The sequence below is a fragment of the Phytoactinopolyspora endophytica genome (assembly GCF_004138495.1).
GTDB lineage: Bacteria > Actinomycetota > Actinomycetes > Jiangellales > Jiangellaceae > Phytoactinopolyspora > Phytoactinopolyspora endophytica.
Map to the genome: position 1 here is coordinate 15,322 of NZ_ML142868.1, position 20,324 is coordinate 35,645.

Here is a 20,324-nt window from a genome sequence, read left to right on the forward strand (position 1 = left end):
CGAGCGGGCAGGGGTCAGCGACATCTTCGTCGTAGGCGGCGACGCCGAGACCCCGGCGGGCATGTTCTCCGACGGCCTGGACCTGCTCAAGGCGATCGACGCGTCCGGACATCGGTTCGCGCACGTGGGCATCCCGTCCTACCCGGAAGGCCATCCGGCCATCGACGACGAGACGCTGTGGCAGACGTTGACATCCAAACAGCAGTTCGCCACCTACACCGTCACACAGATGTGCTTTGACGCCGACGCCATCTCCCGCTTCGTCGTAGACGCCCGGACCCGGGGCATCGGGTTGCCGATCGTCGCCGGCATACCCGGAGCCGTCAGCGCGTCGAAGCTCCTACGGGTCGGCACCAGGATCGGCGTGGGCGACTCGATCCGGTTCGCGCGCGGGAACCGGTCCATCGCGCGTCGCCTTTTCGGCTCCGCCTACCGGCCCGACGCGCTCGTACGCAAGCTGGCGGCACACGCTGTGGACGGGTTCGCCGACCACGACGACCACAACGCCCAGGTCAAGCCGCACGGTCCCCGCCGGCCACGGCCCGGCACCACACCCGTCCTGGCCGGCCTGCACATCTACACATTCAACGAGATCGCCGCCACCCTGCACAGTCTGGAGAACCTCGGCTGGTCGCAGGGACACGGGGCGGCGGTTGCACACGAAGGAGGTGGGCACCCATGACGATGCCGTCTGACATCACGATCTCGCGCAGCGCGCCGCTGCTGCCGCTGGATCGAATCGCCGCCGGGATGGGGATCGGCGAGCACCTGCTCGAACCGTACGGCAGGGCGGCCTCCAAGATCTCGTTGGATGCCATCTCCGAGCTGGACGACCGGCCGCGAGGCCGTTACGTCGTCGTCACTGCCATCACGCCGACGCCGCTCGGCGAGGGCAAGACCACGACGACGGTGGGGCTCGGCCAGGCCTTCGGCGTGCTCGAGCAGCGCGGCGTCGTCGCCATCCGGCAGCCGTCGATGGGTCCGACGTTCGGGATCAAAGGCGGCGCCGCCGGTGGTGGGTATTCCCAGGTCACACCGATGGAAGCGCTCAACCTCCATCTGACCGGCGACATGCACGCGGTCACCGCCGCGCACAACCTGCTGGCGGCCATGGTCGGCAACCACATCCATCAGGGGAACAGGCTCGGTATCGACCCGCGCTCGATGGCGTGGCGTCGCGTGCTCGACGTGAACGACCGCGAGCTCCGCCACATCGTGACCGGGCTGGGCACCAACGCCGACGGCGCACCTCAGCAGACCGGGTTCGACATCACCGCGGCCAGCGAGGTGATGGCGGTGCTCGCGCTGGCGTCGTCGTTGCAGGACCTGCGCGAGCGGCTCGGCCGGATCGTCGTCGGCTACACCTATGAAGGCGAACCGGTCACGGCAGAGATGCTCCGAGCGGCCGGATCGATGGCGGTGATCCTGTCCGAGGCGATCAAGCCGAACCTCATGCAGACCATGGAGCAGACTCCGGTACTGGTGCACTGCGGCCCGTTCGGCAACATCGCGCATGGCAACTCGTCGATCGTCGCCGACCGGATCGGCATCCGTGGGGCGGACTATCTGATCACCGAGGCCGGGTTCGGCGCGGACATGGGCGCGGAGCGGTTCTTCAACATCAAATGCCGCGTCTCCGGCCTGGTCCCTGACGCGGCCGTGGTGGTCACAACGGTACGAGCGCTGAAGGCGCACTCCGGCAAATACAAGATCGTGGCCGGTCGGCCGCTCCCGGACGAGCTCCTCGCGGAGAACCCCGACGACGTCCTGATCGGCGCGGCCAACCTGCGCAAGCAGATCGCCAACGTCCGGCTGCACGGTGTGACGCCGGTCGTCGCGGTCAACGCGTTCCCCACCGACCACGCCAGCGAGCAGCAAGCGATCCTCGACGTCGCGGAGGAAGAAGGTGTCCGCGCCGCCATCAGCACCCACTTCGCGGAGGGCGGAAAGGGCGCCGTCGCGCTGGCCGAGGCGGTCGCAGACGCCTGCGAGGAGCCGTCGCAGTTCCAGCTGCTCTACGACGACGACCTGTCCCTGACGGACAAGATCGACACGGTCGCGCGCCAGGTGTACGGGGCGGATGGGATCGACGTGTCGCCCGCCGCGGCACGCCAGCTGGAGACCTACGAGCGGTGCGGTTTCGGTGGACTGCCGGTCTGCATCGCCAAGACACACCTGTCTCTGTCGGCCGACCCTGCGCTCAAGGGAGCACCCACCGGGTGGCGACTCCCGGTCCGCGAGGTACGGGCGTCCGTCGGGGCGGGCTTCGTCTATCCGATCTGCGGCGACATGCGCACCATGCCCGCGCTGTCGAAGACCCCGGCCGCCGAGCAGATCGACATCGACGAGCACGGCCAGATCGTCGGCTTGAGATGAGCGTTCCCATGATCATCAACTGTCCGGCCGGCCATAGCCGGTCCATCGGTTGATGATCATGGGACGATAAAGGAGGTCGTCATGACCATGAATACGAACACCTTGCCCGGGCGGGCCGACGTGGTGGTGATCGGCGCCGGCATCGTCGGGAACTCGCTCGTGCACCACCTGGCCGACCTCGGATGGTCCAGCATCGTGCTGCTGGACAAAGGCCCGCTGCCCGACCCGGGCGGATCGACCGGGCACGCCTCCAACTTCATCTTCCCGGTGGACCACTCCAAGGAGATCGTCGACCTCACCGCGGACTCGATGCGCCAATACGAGAAACTCGGCGTGCTCACCACCTGCGGCGGAATCGAGATCGCGCGCACCGAGGCACGCGAGGAGGAACTGCGCAGGCGGATGTCCTCAGCCGTGACATGGGATATCGACGCCGAGCTCATCGGCCCGGATCGCGCGGTCGAGCTGGTGCCGTTCATGAATCGGGACATCATCCGGCTCGCCTTCTGGACCCCGTCCGTCGCCGTCGTCGACCCGCTGCAAGCAGGCGCGCTGATGCGCGAGCAGGCCGCGGCGACAGCGGATCTGACCGTCTCCGCCAATACCGAGGTTCTTGGCATCGAGACCATTGCCGGGCACGTCACCAAGGTGCGAACGGACCGCGGCGACATCGAGACCGAGACCGTCGTGGTCGCATGCGGCGTGTGGAGCCCCCGGATCGCGCGCATGGCCGGCGCCACGATCCCACTCACACCGGCGGTTCACCAGATGATCGACGTCGGCCCGATCCCCGAGCTCGCCGCGACCGGTGTGGAGATCGCCTATCCGATCGTCCGGGACATGGACACCTTCATGTACGAGCGGCAGAGCGGCGCGGACCTGGAGGTGGGCTCCTACGCGCACCGGCCGATCCTGCACGACCCGGAGGACATCCCGTCCGTCGCGGCCGCGCAGCTCTCCCCCACCCAGTTGCCGTTCACCGCCGAGGACTTCGATCCGCAGATGGAGGACGCGCTGGAGCTGTTCGGCAGCATCCTGGACCGGGAGGACGCCGGCGTACGGCACGCGATCAACGGGTTGCTCTCGCTCACCCCGGACGGCTCCCCGCTTCTCGGCGAGACTCCAGAGGTCAAGGGTCTCTGGTCGGCCGCCGCGGTGTGGATCAAGGAGGGACCGGGCGTCGGCCGCATGCTCGCCGAGTGCATGACCCACGGATCCGCCGAGATCGACCTGCACGGCGCGGACATCGCTCGCTTCTACCCCAACCAACGGACCCGCGCACATATCCGGGAGCGCACTTCGGAGGGGTTCAACAAGACCTACGGCATCGTCCACCCGCGGGAGCAGTGGCTCTCCTCACGGCAGCAACGGCTCTCCCCGTTCTACGAGCGGGAGGGCGTCCTGGGCGCGGAGTTCTTCGAGGTCGGCGGCTGGGAACGGCCGCACTGGTACGAGTCGAACCGGCCACTGCTGGAGGAGATGGCAGAGTTCGGCCACAAGTTCCTTCAAGACCGGCCGCACGAATGGGACCGACGGTGGTGGTCGCCGATCATCAACGCCGAGCACCTGGCGATGCGCCAGCGGGTCGCGATGATCGACCTGTCCGCGTTCGCGCACTTCGAAGTCGCCGGACCGGGCGTGCTCGACTACATCCAGCGGATGATCGTCGCCAATGCCGATCGGCGCGTCGGCCGGCTCATCTACACCCCCGTTCTGGCGCCCAACGGAGGCTTCCGCAGCGACCTGACCGTCGTCCGGATGGCCGACGACCGATACCGGGTGATCACCGGCGGCTCTGACGGAGCGCGCGACGCCGCCTGGTTCAGCCGCAACGTACCCGCTGACGGCTCGGTGACGTTTACCGACCTCACCTCGGCGACCTGCACGCTCGGGCTGTGGGGACCACGCGCCCGCGACGTCCTCGCGTCGGTCACCGACGACGACGTCACCGACGACGGCTTCGGGTTCGCCACCGCCCGGCACATCACGGTCGGAACCGTTCCGGTGCTGGCGCTGCGTGTCTCCTACGTCGGCGAGCTCGGCTGGGAGCTGCACGCGCCGTTCGATCAGGGCCGGGTGCTGTGGGACATCATCGCCGAAGCGGGCGCCCCGCACGGCATCATTCCGGCAGGCATCGGCGTCTACGGCACCACCGGCCGCATGGAGAAGGGCTACCGCCTGATGGGCGCGGAGCTGACGTCGGAGTACACACCGGTCGACGCCGGGCTGGCGCTGAAGAAGGTCAAGGAGCACGACTTCATCGGCAAGGACGGTTACCTGCAGGCCAGGGAACACGAGCCGATAGCCGAGATGTGCATACTGACCGTCGACGACCACCACGACTCCTCCGGCATGCGCCGGTATCCGCAGGGTGGCGAGCCCATCCTGAGCGTACGGGGCGAGCGCGTGGTGGACCGGATCGGCCGGCCGTCGTACGTCACCAGTGCCGGGTCCGGCCCGTCGGTCGGCGCCTATCTGCTGATGGCGTACCTGCCGGTGGAGCAGGCCGAGGAGGGCAACCGGCTGCTCGTGCAGTACATGGGCGAACGGTACCCGGTGACGGTGGCGCGGGCGGGCCGGACGCCGCTGTTCGATCCGGATGACTCCCGGATGAAAGGGTGAGGAGGCCGAGCTCATGGAGGTTCTGGTCTGTGTGAAGCGGGTGCCGGCTTCGGGCGGGACACCGCAGCTCACTGATGATGGGCAACGCGTCGACACGCGGAATCTGGCGTTCACCGTCGGCCCGCACGAGGAGTGCGCCGTCGAGGAGGCGATCCGGCTGGTCGCGGAGCACGGTGGCGCGGTGACGGTGCTCAGCGTCGGGCCGGCCGAGGCCGACGAGCAGCTCAGGTACGCGATCTCGATGGGTGCCGATCGAGGGGTTCTGGTCGAGACCGGCGCCGACGAACTGGATCCGCAGGCGACCGCGGCTGCGATCACCGGGGCGGTCCGCCGGCTGGAGGCGGAACGGGCGCCGTTTGATCTGATCCTCTTCGGCAACGAGTCGCCGGACGCCGGGAACTACCAGGTGGGTGTGCGGGTGGCATGCGCTCTGGGGCTGCCGATCGTCGGCGGGATCAAAGGCATCGACATCGACGACGGCGCGCGCCACGCCAGGCTGCGTCGCGACGTGCCGGCTGGCGTCGAGGTCTACGAGGTCTCGCTTCCGGCCGCGGCTGCCGTGAAGGAAGGGCTCAACCTTCCCCGGTACCCGAGCATGCGCGGGCGGCTCCGTGCCCGTAAGGCCGAGTTGGACGAGCTCAGCGCTCGTTTGCCGGACGCGGGTGCCGGTACCGGCGCCGGTGACATTGACACGGTGCCGTCTGAGATCGCCATCGGCCGGGGCGGGCTGCGCAAGATGCGGCTACGGCAACCGGAGGAGAAGCGGACGGAGACGGTGGTGTTGGGACGCGGCCCCGAGGCGGCGCCCGCCATCGTCGACATCCTGGAGGAACTGGACATGGTGTAGGCGGGCACCCGGCACGGGCGTTCAGCGCACCATGCAGTCGAAAGCAGGTGAGTCACGGTGTTGGTTCTGATCGAGCACAACGGCGAGGTCGCGGCCTCGTCGCTCGAGGCATTGACCGTCGCTCGGGCCATAGCGGACGACCTCGGCGAACCGGTGGAGGCCGTCGTCTTCACCGCAGGCACGGATGCGGACCCGAGCGGGCCGACCCTGGGTGGTGTGAGCGCCGCTGAGGAGGAAGCTCTTCGGTCGCGGCTGGAGCGGCTCGGTGTGTCGGCGATCCATTCGGTCGCTCACCCGGAGCTGGCGACGTACTCCCCGGAACGCTGGGGCGAGTCGCTGGCCCAGCTCATCCGCCGGGTCGAGCCGTCAGCCGTCGTGGCGGCAGGAACCGACCGGGGCAACGAGATCATGGCGCAGGCCGCGGCCCGCGCTGATCTCCCGCTCGCCACGAACTGTAGCGCCGTGGCGTCCGCGCCCCCGGACGACCCTGGCGCGACCAGCCAGAACGGGGCCGGGGCGCAGCATTGGCGGCTGACCCGGGTCCGGCAGGGTGGGATGCTGCTGGAGGACGCGGAGCTGGCGGCGCCCGTCGCGCTCGCCACCATCGTGCCTGGCTCGGCAGAACCGAACGACGACGCGACGCACGACAGCAGCGGTGCCGCCAGAGCTGGGCAGCCGATGGCGGTGGAGGTCTTCGAGCCACGCTTCGACGACGCATTCGTCGCGAGCCGGCTCGTCGAACGCACCACCCGCGACGCGGGCGTGAGCCTGGCGACGGCCCGAGTCGTCGTCTCCGGTGGGCGCGGTGTCGGCAGCGCCGACGGATTCGCCTCGCTCGAGGAACTGGCGAAGCTGACGGCTGGGGCGGTCGGCTGCTCACGCGTGGTCACGAACAACGGCTGGCGCCCGCACAGCGACCAGGTCGGCCAGACCGGCACAAAGGTCAACCCCGACCTCTACATCGCCTGCGGAATCAGCGGCGCCACCCAGCACTGGGTGGGATGCATGGGTGCCAAAGCCATCCTGGCCATCAACACCGACGCGGACGCACCCATGGTCGACCGGGCCACCTACGCGGTCATCGGTGACGTCGCGGACGTGGTGCCGGCCATCGTCGACGAGATTCACCGACGTGCGCACTAGTGTCGCGCGGCGACACGGGGCTGACCGGATTCTCAGGTACTGGTCGGTAGACTCACCTCACGTGGAGTCAACCAGCAATACCCGGACGGCCGGTCACGTCCAGTCCGTGGAGCGAGCGATCGCCATTCTGGAGTTTCTCGCTCGTACGGACTGGGCTGGTGTCACCGACGTGGGAAACGCCCTGGGCGTCCACAAATCTACGGCGTTCCGGCTGATCAGCACGCTGGAGAGCCGTGGTCTCGTCGAGCAGCACATACAGACCGGCAAGTACCGTCTGGGATTCGGCCTGGTCCACCTCGCGCATTCCGTCACCGTCGGCCCGGAGGTGACCCGGCAGGCCCAAGCCGGCTGCGAATGGCTTGCCGAGAACAGTGAGGAGACGGTCACGCTTTCGGTGCTCGAAGGCAACGAGTCGGTCACCGTGGACCAGATCCTGTCCACATCGACGGTGGCCAGCCGGAGCTGGCTGGGTCGCCGTACGCCGCTGCACTGCACGTCGCCCGGAAAGGTGTTCCTCGCCCACCTCGAGGAGGAAGAACAGGGCTCGATCATCGCCGGTCCGCACGAGCGGTACACGGACTTCACGATCATCGACGCGGACACGCTGTCGCAGGAGGTCCAGCTGGTCCGCACGAACGGCTACGCGACGTCGTTCGAGGAGTTCGAGGAGGGCCTCAGCGCCGCCGCGGCGCCCGTCTACGGCGCCGACGACTCGGTCATCGCCGCCATCGGCCTCTCCGGTCCGTCGTACCGGCTCGACCGGGCACAACTGGACGAGACGGTACCGCTGGTCATGGAGGCCGCCGAGATGGCATCGGCGTCGTTCGGATACCCGCCGCCGCTGGAAGAGGAATCCAACTGAGTGCCTGTGTCTGATCCGCCTGATCACGGCGCACACACCAGGGCCGACGCTCTGGAGCACGAGCAGGCGTATGTGTCCATGCTGTACGAACGCCTGGACCGGCTACGCCAGCGCACGACCGACCGGCTGGCCGAGCTGTACAAGCAGCCCGGCTTCAACCACCAAGCGGTGTGGGAACGGGAGGCGTTCGTCGACCGCGAGGTGGGGCGGATGGAGCGGCTCCTGGGGGTCGACCGCGGGCTCTGTTTCGGCCGGCTGGACACGCGCGACGGCGAGGTCTCCCACATCGGGCGGATGGCGATCGCCGACGACGAGTACAACCCGCTGCTCATCGACTGGCGGGCGCCCGCCGCCGAACCGTTCTACCGAGCCACCGCCGCCAACCCGGGCAATCTCGCCCGACGCAGGCATATCCAGGTCCGGCACCGGAAGGTGACCGGCATAGACGACGAGGTGTTCACCGTCGACGGGATGGGCCCGTCGGCCGGCGCCGTCCATGGCGAGGCGGCGTTGATCTCCGCGCTCACCGCCCACCGCACCGGCCGGATGTCCGACATCGTCGCCACCATCCAGGCCGAGCAGGACCGCATCATCCGTTCTCCGCTGGCGGGCATACTCGTCGTGCAGGGAGCGCCGGGTACGGGCAAGACCGTCGCGGCGCTGCACCGGGCGGCCTACCTGCTGTACACGCACCGCGACCGGCTGGAGCGCAGCGGGGTCCTCGTCCTCGGCCCGAACGAGACGTTCATGCGCTACATCGACCAGGTCCTGCCGTCACTCGGCGAGACCGGCGTGACGCTGAGCACGGTGGGCGGTTTGGTCCCCGGTGTGACGCCCGGCCGGCGCGAGCCGGACGCCGTGGCCAGGCTCAAGGGTGATCTGCGCATGAGCGACGTCATCACCTCCGCCGTCCGCAACCACCAGCGTGTGCCCCGCAAGGCGATCCCGGTGCACGTCGACGGCACCACCCTGGAGCTCGCTCCGGACGACATCCGCGCTGCCCGCACCCGCGCCAGGCGCTCGCGCCGCCCGCACAACGAGGCCCGCCCCGTGTTCGTGCGCGAGCTGCTGACCGGGCTGGCCCGACAGTACCTGCAACGGCCCGGGCGGACAGTGGACGAGGACGAGGTGCCCGACGCCCGCGCGGAGCTTCAACAGCATCCGGACGTTCAAGTGGTGCTGGACGAGCTCTGGCCTTCGCTCACCCCGCAGCAGCTGCTGGCCACGGTGCTGTCCATGCCGAAAATGCTGGCCGCCGCGTTCCGGCCGCTGGAACCGGACGAGCGTGAGCTTCTCTACGACTCCAGGTACACGCCCGACGGCGCTTGGTCCGAGGCGGACGTCCCCCTTCTCGACGAGGCGGCCGAGCTGCTCGGCGACGTCCCCGACGAGGCTGCTCTCGCCGCCGCCAGGCGGGAGGAGGCGGAACGCCGCGCGGAGGCGGAGTTCGCTGAGGAGCTGCTGACCGGCCTGGACCTCGGCTTCCCGGTCGACGCGGGCCAGGTGGCCGAGCGATACCGCGGCGCGCCCGTCTCCACCAGCGTGGGTGAACGGGCGAGCCGCGACCGCAGCTGGGTGTACGGGCACGTCATCGTGGACGAGGCCCAGGAGATGTCCCCGATGGCGTGGCGGATGGTCCTGCGCCGGATCCCCGGCATGTCCATGACGGTCGTGGGCGACATCGCACAGACCTCCGCCGCGGGTGGTGCACGGTCGTGGGCATCGGTGCTCGACCCGCACGCCGAAGGGCGCTGGCGGATGGAGACGCTCACCGTCAACTACCGCACTCCGGCCGAGGTCATGGACGTGGCAGCCGACGTCCTCGCCGCGATCGACCCGATGCTCGAGCCACCGGAGTCGGTACGGTCCACCGGTGAGCGCCCATGGTCCGTGCCGGCCTCCGCGGCGACGCTCCTTCCCGAGGTCGTCGCCTCGGTGGATGCCGAGATCGCCGGGCAAGAGCAAGGCCGGCTCGCCGTCGTCGTGCCGGAGGCCCTCTCCGATGACGTCTACCACGAGCTCGAACGAGGCCTCGGCGGGGAGCAGACGGCCGAGCTCACGCGGAGCGGCGGCGACGCGGTGGAGCCGGCCGGCGACGACGGCGTCGGCCGGGTGGTCGCGTACGGCGCCGACGGCCCGGGAGCCCTGGACGCGCGGGTGGTGGTGCTGACGGTCGACCAGGCCAAGGGGCTGGAGTTCGACGCGGTGATCGTCGTGGAGCCGGCGCAGATCCTCGCCGACTCGTCTCACGGCGCGACCGACCTGTACGTCGCGGTCACCCGGCCCACCCAGCGCCTGGGCGTCGTGCACACCGGTGAGCTTCCCGACGAGCTCTCGGTCCTCGCCGACGCCCCGGCGCCCTGACACGTCTAGGCGTAGACCGGCCGGCCTCCACGATCCGGTTCCGGCGGGCTCGTCACTCCAGTTCTTGTGTGAGCTCCTCGACGACGGAGACGACGTCCGCCCGCTCGGCCAGCTCCCCGTCCAGCCGGGCGAGCACCGAGCGCACCGCATCATTCACGGGCCCCTGTGCGGCGGCGACGAACTCGGCTGCCGCCGGATCGCGGACGTCGAAGGTGTCGCCGCGCAGATGGCGGATCCAGCCCGCAAGCGTCCGCAGCGCGCCGACGGGTTCCCTTCCGGCCGCGACCTCCGCACGCAGCACCGGCAGGATGCGCACGGGGAGCTTCAGCGACCCGTCCATGCCGATCTGGGCAAGCCTGTGCTGGATACGTGGGTTACCGAACCTCTCGGTCAGGGCCGCGCGGTAGGAGGCGACCTCGTCCGGGCTCAGCTCCAGGTGTCGCTGGGCGGTGTCCCACCATTCGTTCATCCAGCGCACGCATACGTCGTCGTGCATCGTCGCGGCGACGGTCTCGTGACCACGGGTGGCGCCGGCGTAGGCGAGCAGCGAGTGGGCGCCGTTCAACAGCCACAGCTTGCGACGTTCGAACACCTCGACGTCGTCGACGAACCGCGCGCCGGCGTCTTCCCAGCGCGGGCGCCCGGCCGGGAAGTCGCCGGCCAGGATCCACTCGGAGAACGGCTCGGTGACAACCGGGCATTGATCAGCCCATCCGGCCAGTTCCTTGGCCGTTGCCCGGTCCTGATCCGTGGCCGCCGGCGTGATGCGGTCGACGACTGTGCTGACGAACGAGACGTTGGCCTCGATCCATGCCGCCAGCTCCACGTCGACGTGCTCGGCCGCCCACTGGACCGCGCGCCGCAGGACAGTGCCGTTGTCCGGCAGGTTGTCGCACGACACCACCGCCAACGGACCACTACCGGCCTCCCTGCGGGCACGCAATCCGGCCAGCACACGCCCCGTGACGCTGGACGCCCGAGGACTCTCGGCCAGCGCGCGCACATCGGCCGCGAGGCTTTCGTCCCGTTTCGGATCCTCCGGATACGCGGCCTCCGTGACCGTCAGCGTGAGAATGCCGACCTCGGGTGAGGCGACGGCTGCGAGCCAGGCGTCCTCATCCGTTCCGGCATGTGCGCGTACCAGGTTGGCGATCGTCTCCGCGCGGTCCCCGTCTGGGTGCCGCTCGATCAACGTGTATCGGCAGCCCTGTTCATTCAGGGCATCAGCCAGGCCGGGGCGCCGTCCCGTGAAGGCTGCGATCCCCCAATCGGCCGCATCCGGAGCGTGCGCCGTGTACCAGGCCTGATGTGCGCGGAAGAATGCACCGAGTCCCAGGTGCACGATCCGGACGGGTCGATCACTGCTCATGCCGGCGCCTCCGCCCCGGACCCGCCGCCGAGCTTGAACGCCACCCGGGGCTGACGGTCGACCAGCTCCACCATGACCTCGGCCGCCTCATCCTCGTCCAGTCGGTGTTCGGCCACGTACTCGGCGAGCACTCCGGCATCGACCCGCCGGGACAGGTCGTGCCGGGCCGGGATCGAGCAGAACGCTCGAGTGTCGTCGACGAACCCCGCGGTCTTGCCGAATCCCGCCGAGTCGGTCACCGCGTGCCGGAAACGGCGGATCGCGTCCGGGGTGTCCAGGAACCACCACGGCGCGCCGACGTAGACGCTCGGGTAGAAGCCGGCCAGCGGCGCGATCTCCCGCGAGTACAGGGTCTCATCGACGGTGAACAACACCAGGTGGAAGCCGGGGTGAGTGCCGTAGCGCTCAAGCAGCGGCCGGAGCGCCCGCACCACCTCCAGCTGGGCAGGGATGTCGTGCCCGGTGTCCCCGCCGAACCTGTCGAAGGTCGGCCGGTGATGGTTGCGGACGATCCCCGGGTGCACGGCCATCGCCAGCCCGTCGTCGCAGGACATCCGGGCCATCTCAGCGACCATGTGCCGCCGGAACGCGGTCGCCTCCGCCGCCGTCGCCTGTCCGGCGAGCGCAGAGGCATATATCCGCCGGGCCTCGTCCCGTCCCAGCGGCTCCGTTCCCAGGTCGATATGGCTATGGTCGGTGGCGGTCGCGCCGTGTGCGATGAAGTACCGCCGACGCGATTCGAGAGCGGCGATATAGCCCTCGTACGAGCTCGTGTCCACATCGGCGGCAGCACCCAGGCGCTTGACACGCTCCGGCCAGCCGGGTGCGGCCGGCTCCAAGTAGGCATCGGGGCGGAACGTCGGCACGACCCGGCCGTCCCACGTCGGATCGTCCCGCAGCGCCGCATGGTCGGACAGGTCGTCGCAGGGGTCATCCGTGGTGGCCAGGACATCGATCCCGAACCGCGCGTAGAGTGCCCGCGGACGGAACGCCGGGTCTTTCAGGCGTTGCGCCACCGCGTCGTAGGTCTCGTCGGCCGTCTCCGCTGCAAGCTGCTGTTCGACGCCGAAGATCTCGGCCAGCTCCGCCTCCAGCCAGTACCGGATCGGTGTGCCCCGGAACGCCGGCCAATTCTCGCAGAGCCGCCGCCACACGGCACGCGCGCCGGCTTCGTCCAACGGCCCTTGCGCCACACCCAGTTCGTCCAGGCCGACTCCGTGCGCGTGCAGCATACGGGTCACATAATGGTCCGGGGTGATGAACAGCGTCGCCGGGTCGGGGAACGGCTCGTCGCGGACCAGCATCCCAGGGTCGACGTGTCCGTGCGGCGAGACCACCGGCAGCTCACAAACCCGCTGGTAGAGGCGCCGGGCAATGTCGCGCAGGTGCGGCTCGGCCGGTAACAGCCGATCGGGATGCGGTGTCCGGCGCGTGCGCCCTCGGTCGTCTTCGCCCATCGTGCCATGGTCGCCCCAGACCGGTCAGTTCGGCAACCGGTTGCCAGCTCTTGCCGCTCGCTGCCGGGCGGGGCGGCTGGATCACACATTCGGTCTCCGAACGTGTCATCCGCCACGGAATGTGTCATCGTCGTCGCCGAGCGGGTACTAATTGCCCTTTGCCGGCGCGGCGGTCGACTCCCGCACGATGAGCTGGGACGGCAGCACGACGGGGCGACGGCTCCGAGGTTGCGCGCCCTTGATCATGGCCAGCAGGTTGCGCACCCCGGTGGCGCCGAGCTCTCGTAGCGGAGAGGCGAGGGTGGTCAGCGGTGGCGTACACCAGTCCGACCCCAGGATGTTGTCGCAACCGACCACGCTGACGTCAGCCGGAACGCTCAAGCCCAGGTCAGAGAGGCCCTGCATGGCGCCGATCGCCAGCAGGTCGTTGTAGCCGATCACGGCCGACGTGGCCGCCGCCGTCCTGACCGGAGCCGATGCCGCCTCCCCGGCGCCGCGATTGCCGGAGCGTGCCTTCGAGTCCGGTTTCACCAGGTCGGCCGCGGCCGCCCATCCACCGGCAACGGTGGGCGCGTACGGCCCGATCCGTCGTACTTTCATCCCCAGCTGCTCGCCTACCGAACGCAGCGCCCGCCAGCGCACCACGTTCGCCCACGAGGTCGCCGGGCCCGAGATATAGGTCACCCGGCTGTGTCCCAGGTCAGCCAAGTGGGTGGCTGCCGCCCGCATGCCCTGGTCGTTGTCCGGGACCACGCTGGGGACCTGCTGGGTCACCCGGTTCATCGTGACCATCGGACGTTGCCGGGCGATGGTACGGATCGCGGCGTCGGACAGGCGCGACGTGGCAAGCGCAAAGCCGTCCACCGTGCGCAGAAGTTTCTCCATGACGTCGCGCTCCCGCTCCGGCGACTCCTCGATGTCACTGAGCACCAGGGTGTAGCCCGCGCGCGACGCCGCTTCCTCCGCGCCACGGATCATCGGCGAGTAGACCGGGTTGGCGATGTCCGACACGATCAGGACGATCGTCTCGGTCCGCCCTGTGGGCAGGTACTTCGCCAGCGGGTTAGGTTGATAGCCCATCCGGGCGGCCACCTCGTGGATCCGCTCGCTGGTTGTCGCGCTCACACGACCGGGCTGTGACAGGGCCCTCGATACGGTCGATGGCGCGACGCCGCATTCCCGAGCGACGTCATAGATGGTGGGCATCGATCTGCCCTGTCTGCTGCCCATCCCTGCCTTCCCCGGACACGGAAGCTCACGCAACCGCTTGCCGCACATAGTGTGCCATCGATGTCGTGTATGGGCGCAATCGTCTGGACAGTCACGAGCGCCGCCCGAGCGGCTGATCCTGGTGATCTGCAGCCTCCGGCACCAGGTCTCACCTGAGGTCCAGGACAGGTTGAGGTTCGACCCTCTAACTATTAGGTTCTAGTACTATGCCCAGCAACTCGCATGGCGCTTCGGCGGCCGACCGGGAGCCGCCGGCGGCCGACCCACAGACAGGGGCTGTTCCGGATATCCGGGCCGGTGCGGAGATTCCCTATCCGGACGCGCGTCGCGCCGTGCGTACTCTGGTGCGGCTCCAGCGTGCGGTCACGGCAGCCACGCCTGCTGGGCTCTCGATGCCGCAGTACCGGATGCTGGTCCGGCTCAGCGCCGGTGGTGAGCGTTCCGCTCGACTGGCCGACGCGCTGCGGGTCCGTAAACCCACCCTGACGGCACTCGCCGACGGCCTGGTCAACGCCGGTCTCGCGTCCCGTATCCGAGACCACGACGATCGCCGTGTGGTCCGGCTCGAGCTCACCGACGCCGGCCGGGCTGCGCTCGACGAGGCGGACCGAGTGCTCGCCGAGCGGCTCGGCGACATTCTCGGCGAGCTCCACGACCCTCGACGGTTCGTCGACGACCTCGCGCACATCGAAGCCGTCTTAGAGAGCCGCGCCGCGCAGAGACGCACACCACCCGAAGGAGAGAGCCACGCCACCCCGCACACCTGACAACGGCGACCCGACATCTTCCCGTACCGAGACGAACACGCCGGGCGATCCGGGCTCACCCGGCGATACGCCTGGTTGGCTGTCCCGGCTCATCTCGCACTGCTGGAGACATAAACGCAGCGTCGTCCTCGCCTTCGGCTCCGCGCTGGTCGGCATGGCGGCGATGGCCTCCATACCGCTCATCACCAGGACGATCATCGACGATGTCATCCTCGCGGGCGACCGGGATGTGTTCTGGCCCGCCACAGCGCTCATCGTCGCCGCCACCATCACGTTCGTGTCGCAGTTCGCCCGGCGCTACTTCGGCAGCCGGATGTCTCTCGACGTCCAGTACGACCTGCGTACCCGGCTGTTCGCGACGCTGTCCCGGTTGGACGGCGCCCGCCAGGACCAGCTGAGCACCGGTCAGGTGATCGGCCGCTCCATCTCCGACCTCAACATGGTGCAGGGCCTGCTGCAGATGTTCACCATGATGACCAGCCACATGCTGCTCTTCCTCATCTCGCTGGTGATCATGGTCGTCCTCTCCCCCGTGCTCACCCTGGTCTTCCTCGCCGTCGGACCCGGGTTGTTCTACATCGCCAACGCCTCCCGCCGGCGGCTCTTCCCCGCCGCGTGGCACGCACAACAGCAGACCGGCACGGTCGCCGGAATCGTCGACGACGCCGTCACCGGCGTCCGGGTCGTCAAGGGTTTCGGCCAGGAACGCCAGGAGCTCGGCAAGCTGGACGACGCGGCGACCGGGCTGTTCTCCTCCCGGATGCGGGTGGTCCGGCTGAACAGCCTGTACAACCCGTCGCTGCAGGCGCTCCCGGCGGCCGGCCAGGTCGGCATCCTGGCACTGGGAGGTTGGCTCGCGATCCGGGGCGACATCACGCTCGGCACGTTCCTCGCCTTCTCCACTTACCTGACGCAGATGGTCGGTCCGGTCCGGATGCTGTCGAACCTGCTCACCGCGGGGCAGCAGGCCAAGGCGAGCGTCATCCGGGTGTTCGAGCTGATCGACGCCCGGCCGCTGGTGACCGATTCGCCGGGCGCCATCGACCTGGAACCCGGACCCACCAGCGTCGAGTTCGACAGCGTTCGCTTCGGCTACGAACCCGAACAGCCGGTGCTGCGTGAGCTGTCCCTGACGGTCGAGCCCGGGGAGACCGTCGCGATCGTCGGCACGTCGGGCTCCGGCAAGTCGACGCTCTCCGCCCTGCTCGGCCGCTACTACGACGCCGACGCCGGGGCGGTGAAGGTCGGCGGCCACGACGTGCGTGACCTGACCCTCGCCTCCCTGCGTGCCCGCATCGGTCCGGTCATGGCCGACAGCTTCCTCTTCTCCGACACCGTCCGCTCGAACATCGCCTACGGCCGTCCCGGAGCCACCGAGGACGACGTCATCGCCGCCGCGAAGGCCGCCGAGGCGGACGAGTTCATACAGGCACTGCCCAGCGGCTACGACACCGTGGTCGGCGAGCAGGGCCTGACGCTCTCCGGCGGCCAGCGCCAGCGGATCTCGCTGGCCCGGGCGCTGCTCAGCGACCCCGACATTCTCTTGCTCGACGATGCCACGTCCGCCGTCGATGCCCGTATCGAGGCCGAGATCCACGGCACCCTGCGCCGTCTCATGGCCGGCCGGACGACGATCCTCATCGCGCATCGCCGCTCGACGATCAGCCTGGCCGATCGGATCGCCGTTCTGGACGCCGGCCGCGTGGTCGACACCGGCAGCCACGATGAGCTCGTCGTACGGTGCGCCCTCTACCGCACGCTGCTCACCGGACAGGCCGACACCGGTGACGACCCCGCGGACACCCGCATCGACGGCGTCACACCTGAGCTCTGGCCGGACGAACCCCTGGAGAACGGCGACGGCCCAGCCGCCGTCGTCCTCGGTCCCGGCCGGGGTGGTTCCGCGGCGGGCGGACCAGCGGGCGGCGCCGGCGGCCGTGGAATGGGTGGACTCGGCGGCGGTGGAGGCGGCGGAGGCGGCGGTCCGCTGAGCGGCCAGATGGCCTCGTTGCCCGCCTCGCCCGAGCTGCTCGCGCAGGTTGACGCGCTACCACCGGCCACGGACACCCCCGATGTCGACCAGCGCTACGCTCGCGCGCCCGAGCCCCGCTTCTCCTTGCCTCGTCTGCTTCGGCCGCTGGTCACGGTCCTGTTGGCCGGCCTGCTCATGGTCGCGCTGCATTCCCTCGCCACGCTGGCCTTCCCCATGCTCATGCGGCTCGGGGTGGACCACGGTGTTCAGGACCAGGCCAACGGCATCGTCCTGCTCGCCGCTGTGGTCGGTGCCGGCATCGTGATCGCCGATTGGGTGGTGCTGCGGGCGCAGACACTGATCACCGGCCGCACCGGCGAGCGGCTGCTCTACACGCTGCGGGTCAAGGCCTTCTCCCACTTGCAGCGGCTCGGACTGGACTTCTACGAGCACGAGATGTCCGGCCGGATCATGACCAGGATGACCACTGATATCGACGCCCTGGGCAACTTCCTGCAGACCGGGCTCGCCACGGCCGTGGTCAGCGTCGTCTCGTTCATCACGGTGCTGGTGATACTCCTGGTGATGAACATCCAGCTCGGCCTCGTCGTCGTCGCCGTGCTGCCGGTTCTCATCGTGGCCACCCTGGTGTTCCGGGCCCGGTCCTCACGGGCGTATACCGAGGCCAGAGAGAAGGTCGGCGTCGTCAACGCGGACCTGCAGGAGAACCTGGCCGGGCTCCGGGTCACGCAGGCGTTCCGCCGCGAGCACCACAACCGGACACGGTTCGCCGCGCGCAGTCTCGAATTCCGCAACACACGGCTGCGCGGTCAGCGCTACATCGCCACCTACTTCCCGTTCGTGCAGTTCATGGCGCATGCGACGTCGCTGCTCATCCTCATCGCCGGCTCGGAGATGATCGACGACGGCGCGCTCACCGCGGGCGCGTTGATCGCCTATCTTCTGTACATCGAGCTCCTCTTCGCCCCGGTCCAGCAGTTCTCCCAGGTGTTCGACAGCTACCAGCAGGCCGCGGTCGGGCTGCGCCGGATCAGCACGCTGCTGCACACGCCGACCAGCACCCCGCGCCCGTCCTCCCCACGCGAGGTGCCGGAGCGCCTCAACGGCGACGTCGTCTTCGACGATGTCCACTTCCGGTACAACCCCGACGACGCCGAAGCACTGGCCGGGGTGGACCTCGCCTTCCGGCCGGGCGAGACGGTGGCGGTCGTCGGCGAGACCGGCGCGGGGAAGTCGACCCTGGTCAAGATGGTCGCTCGGTTCTACGACCCGACCGGCGGCCGGGTCTGCGTGGACGATGTCGACATCCGCGACTTCCAGATGGCGGCGTACCGGCACCGCCTCGGTGTGGTACCGCAGGAGGCGTATCTGTTCCCGGGAACGGTCCGGGACAACATCGCGTACGGACGGCCGGAGGCCGGCGATGCCGCAGTCGAGGCGGCGGCCCGCGCCGTCGGCGCCCATCCGATGATCGCGCAGCTCGAGCACGGATACCGACATCCCGTGGACGAGCGAGGCCGGAATCTCTCCAGCGGCCAGCGCCAGCTGCTGGCGCTGGCCCGGGCACATCTGGTCGATCCGGACATCCTCCTGCTCGACGAAGCGACAGCGGCGCTCGACCTGGCCACGGAGACCGCCGTGGCGCAGGCCACCGACCGGCTCACCGGGAGCCGCACCACACTCGTCGTCGCTCATCGGCTCACCACGGCCGCTCAGGCGGACCGGATCGTCGTCCTGGACCACGGGAAGGTCGTCGAAACCGGAACCCACGAGAACCTGGTGGCGTCGGGCGGCGCCTACGCGAAGATGTGGGCAACCTACGTCGGCGAGAACACCGCCACACCAGACAAGAACGGCTCCCCGAAAGGTTGAGGGTGCGGCCTCGTGCATGCACCAGGCCGCATCGTGGTCGGTCGATGACGACGTGCTCCACCGGCGCGATGCTGACGCCGTCGATGCTGCAATCTGTACCGGATGCCGCATTTCGTGTCGCTATAGGCGCCGAACCGAGTCCTTAGCGACACAGATTGCAGCATCCAACACGAATTGCAGCATCGATGGGACGTGCTGCAGGCCCGACCGTGGAGGCGTGTGAGGAGTGTGAGGAGTGTGAGCTCGTCAGCGGAGCGCCGCGTCGCCGCCGTCTCGGGCCAAGGAGACGAGACGGCTCACCGCACGGAAGTACTTCTTGCGGTAACCGCCCGCCAGGAGGTCCTCCGCGAAGAGCCGGTCCAGAGGAACCCCGCTCGAGACGACCGGGACGTCGCGGTCATACAGACGGTCCACGAGTACCACGAGACGCAGCGCCACGTTCTGGTCGTCGATGGTGCGCACGCCGCGCAGGTGCACCCGGGACACATCGTCCAGCATCGGCCCGTACCTGGACGGGTGCACCGTCGCCAGATGCTCGCAGAGCGCGTCGAAGTCATCCAGGGTCGCCGTGTCTTCACGGGCTGCGAGCACCACGACCTCGTCGTCGGTCAGCGGCTGCGGAGCGTCCGGCAGGCCTCGGTGCCGGTAATCCTCCCCGTCGATCCGGAACACGTCGAACCTCGCCGCCAGCGCCTGGATCTCGCGGAGGAAGTCCTCGGCCGCGAAGCGTCCCTCTCCCAGCTTGTCCGGGAGTGTGTTGCTGGTGGCGGCCAGCTTCACACCCGCCTCGACCAAGCGTGTGAGCAACGTCGAGATGAGCACGGTGTCGCCAGGATCGTCGAGCTCGAACTCGTCGATGCAGACGAGCCGGCGCTGCGACAACGCCTCCACCGTCGGGCCGAATCCGAGCGCGCCGACCAGGTTGGTGAGCTCGACGAACGTGCAGAACGTCTTCTGCTCGGCCGGCACGGCCGCGGCGTGCCAGAGCGATGCCAGCAGGTGCGTCTTGCCGACGCCGAAACCGCCGTCGAGGTATACGCCCGGACGACCGTCACCGTCGGATCTCCGTGCGTCGGAGTTCCGTGCGTCGGAGTTCCGTGCGTCGGAGTTCCGTGCGTCGGAGCCGCCGATGCCCGATGTCGCGGCCCTGCGGCCGAACCAGCCACGACGACGGCGCCGCGCGGCACCGACAGTTCCGGCGAAGGCGCTCAGCGCATCGACGGCGTCGCTCTGGGTCGGCTGGGCGGGGTCCGGGATGTACGAGTCGAATCTGACTTCGCCGAAACGTGGCGGCGGAACCATCTCCGCGATGAGCCGAGACACCGAGACCTGGGGACGGCGGTTCACCAGCTGATCGGGCACGGATCCAAGGATATGGGCTCGTCCTTCGCGCTCTTCATCCAGATGCTCCGAGCGCTGCCA

General features: G+C 69.1%; 13 protein-coding genes. 9 read left to right on the top strand and 4 right to left on the bottom strand.

All coding sequences use genetic code 11. The features are described from left to right. The 7 genes from ELR45_RS28395 to ELR45_RS28425 all read left to right on the top strand — a co-directional run. Positions 1 to 682, top strand: a 682-nt coding sequence (locus tag ELR45_RS28395; RefSeq protein WP_205857435.1) for a methylenetetrahydrofolate reductase, incomplete at its 5' end; no start/stop codon positions are given. Beyond that, on the top strand, positions 679 to 2,376 hold the full coding sequence (locus tag ELR45_RS28400; RefSeq protein ID WP_205857436.1) for a formate--tetrahydrofolate ligase: 1,698 nt from the start codon (positions 679 to 681) through the stop codon (positions 2,374 to 2,376). The genes ELR45_RS28395 and ELR45_RS28400, both read left to right, overlap by 4 nt. Before the next feature lie 87 nt (positions 2,377 to 2,463). Further along, entirely contained in the window at positions 2,464 to 4,998 is a 2,535-nt protein-coding gene (locus tag ELR45_RS28405) for a GcvT family protein (RefSeq protein WP_129669383.1), read from the top strand. A 13-nt stretch (positions 4,999 to 5,011) separates the two neighbouring features. Then, positions 5,012 to 5,845, top strand: a complete 834-nt coding sequence (locus ELR45_RS28410) for an electron transfer flavoprotein subunit beta/FixA family protein (protein WP_129669320.1) — start codon at positions 5,012 to 5,014, stop codon at positions 5,843 to 5,845. A gap of 57 nt (positions 5,846 to 5,902) precedes the next feature. Continuing rightward, on the top strand, positions 5,903 to 6,988 hold the full coding sequence (locus ELR45_RS28415; RefSeq protein ID WP_129669321.1) for an electron transfer flavoprotein subunit alpha/FixB family protein: 1,086 nt from the start codon (positions 5,903 to 5,905) through the stop codon (positions 6,986 to 6,988). A gap of 61 nt (positions 6,989 to 7,049) precedes the next feature. Beyond that, positions 7,050 to 7,850: an IclR family transcriptional regulator gene (locus ELR45_RS28420; RefSeq protein ID WP_165368184.1), complete on the top strand. Its 801-nt coding sequence runs from the start codon at positions 7,050 to 7,052 to the stop codon at positions 7,848 to 7,850. Between the two features lie 6 nt (positions 7,851 to 7,856). Beyond that, on the top strand, positions 7,857 to 10,214 hold the full coding sequence (locus ELR45_RS28425; protein ID WP_205857438.1) for a HelD family protein: 2,358 nt from the start codon (positions 7,857 to 7,859) through the stop codon (positions 10,212 to 10,214). A gap of 52 nt (positions 10,215 to 10,266) precedes the next feature. On the opposite strand, the gene ELR45_RS28430 is transcribed toward ELR45_RS28425, so the two are convergent. The 3 genes from ELR45_RS28430 to ELR45_RS28440 all read right to left on the bottom strand — a co-directional run bounded on the left by ELR45_RS28430 (position 10,267) and on the right by ELR45_RS28440 (position 14,270). Continuing rightward, on the bottom strand, positions 10,267 to 11,583 hold the full coding sequence (locus tag ELR45_RS28430; protein ID WP_129669323.1) for a mannitol dehydrogenase family protein: 1,317 nt from the start codon (positions 11,581 to 11,583) through the stop codon (positions 10,267 to 10,269). Further along, positions 11,580 to 13,040, bottom strand: coding sequence for a glucuronate isomerase (gene uxaC, locus ELR45_RS28435; RefSeq protein ID WP_129669324.1), 1,461 nt, complete (start codon positions 13,038 to 13,040; stop codon positions 11,580 to 11,582). Before uxaC ends, ELR45_RS28430 begins: the two co-directional genes overlap by 4 nt. 147 nt (positions 13,041 to 13,187) lie before the next feature. Next, complete coding sequence (locus tag ELR45_RS28440) at positions 13,188 to 14,270, bottom strand: LacI family DNA-binding transcriptional regulator (protein ID WP_129669325.1); 1,083 nt, start codon at positions 14,268 to 14,270, stop codon at positions 13,188 to 13,190. Between the two features lie 206 nt (positions 14,271 to 14,476). On the opposite strand from ELR45_RS28440, the gene ELR45_RS28445 reads away from it, so the two are divergent. Together ELR45_RS28445 and ELR45_RS28450 are read left to right on the top strand one after the other, a co-directional pair. Further along, complete coding sequence (locus tag ELR45_RS28445) at positions 14,477 to 15,037, top strand: MarR family winged helix-turn-helix transcriptional regulator (protein ID WP_129669326.1); 561 nt, start codon at positions 14,477 to 14,479, stop codon at positions 15,035 to 15,037. A gap of 79 nt (positions 15,038 to 15,116) precedes the next feature. Next, the gene (locus ELR45_RS28450; protein ID WP_420813967.1) at positions 15,117 to 18,902 is read left to right on the top strand and encodes an ABC transporter ATP-binding protein; all 3,786 of its coding nucleotides are present in this window, start codon (positions 15,117 to 15,119) and stop codon (positions 18,900 to 18,902) included. 246 nt (positions 18,903 to 19,148) lie between these two features. On the opposite strand, the gene zapE is transcribed toward ELR45_RS28450, so the two are convergent. After that, positions 19,149 to 20,204, bottom strand: coding sequence for a cell division protein ZapE (gene zapE / locus ELR45_RS28455; RefSeq protein WP_129669385.1), 1,056 nt, complete (start codon positions 20,202 to 20,204; stop codon positions 19,149 to 19,151). Between the last annotated feature and the right edge of the window lie 120 nt (positions 20,205 to 20,324).

Bases quoted from the DNA above. Each gene is read 5' to 3' on its own strand.
- ELR45_RS28400 (WP_205857436.1), top strand. From the start codon at position 679: ATGACGATGCCGTCTGACATCACGATCTCGCGCAGCGCGCCGCTGCTG.
- ELR45_RS28405 (WP_129669383.1), top strand. From the start codon at position 2,464: ATGAATACGAACACCTTGCCCGGGCGGGCCGACGTGGTGGTGATCGGC.
- ELR45_RS28410 (WP_129669320.1), top strand. From the start codon at position 5,012: ATGGAGGTTCTGGTCTGTGTGAAGCGGGTGCCGGCTTCGGGCGGGACA.
- ELR45_RS28430 (WP_129669323.1), bottom strand. From the start codon at position 11,583: ATGAGCAGTGATCGACCCGTCCGGATCGTGCACCTGGGACTCGGTGCA.
- uxaC (WP_129669324.1), bottom strand. From the start codon at position 13,040: ATGGGCGAAGACGACCGAGGGCGCACGCGCCGGACACCGCATCCCGAT.
- ELR45_RS28440 (WP_129669325.1), bottom strand. From the start codon at position 14,270: ATGGGCAGCAGACAGGGCAGATCGATGCCCACCATCTATGACGTCGCT.
- ELR45_RS28445 (WP_129669326.1), top strand. From the start codon at position 14,477: ATGCCCAGCAACTCGCATGGCGCTTCGGCGGCCGACCGGGAGCCGCCG.
- zapE (WP_129669385.1), bottom strand. From the start codon at position 20,204: ATGGTTCCGCCGCCACGTTTCGGCGAAGTCAGATTCGACTCGTACATC.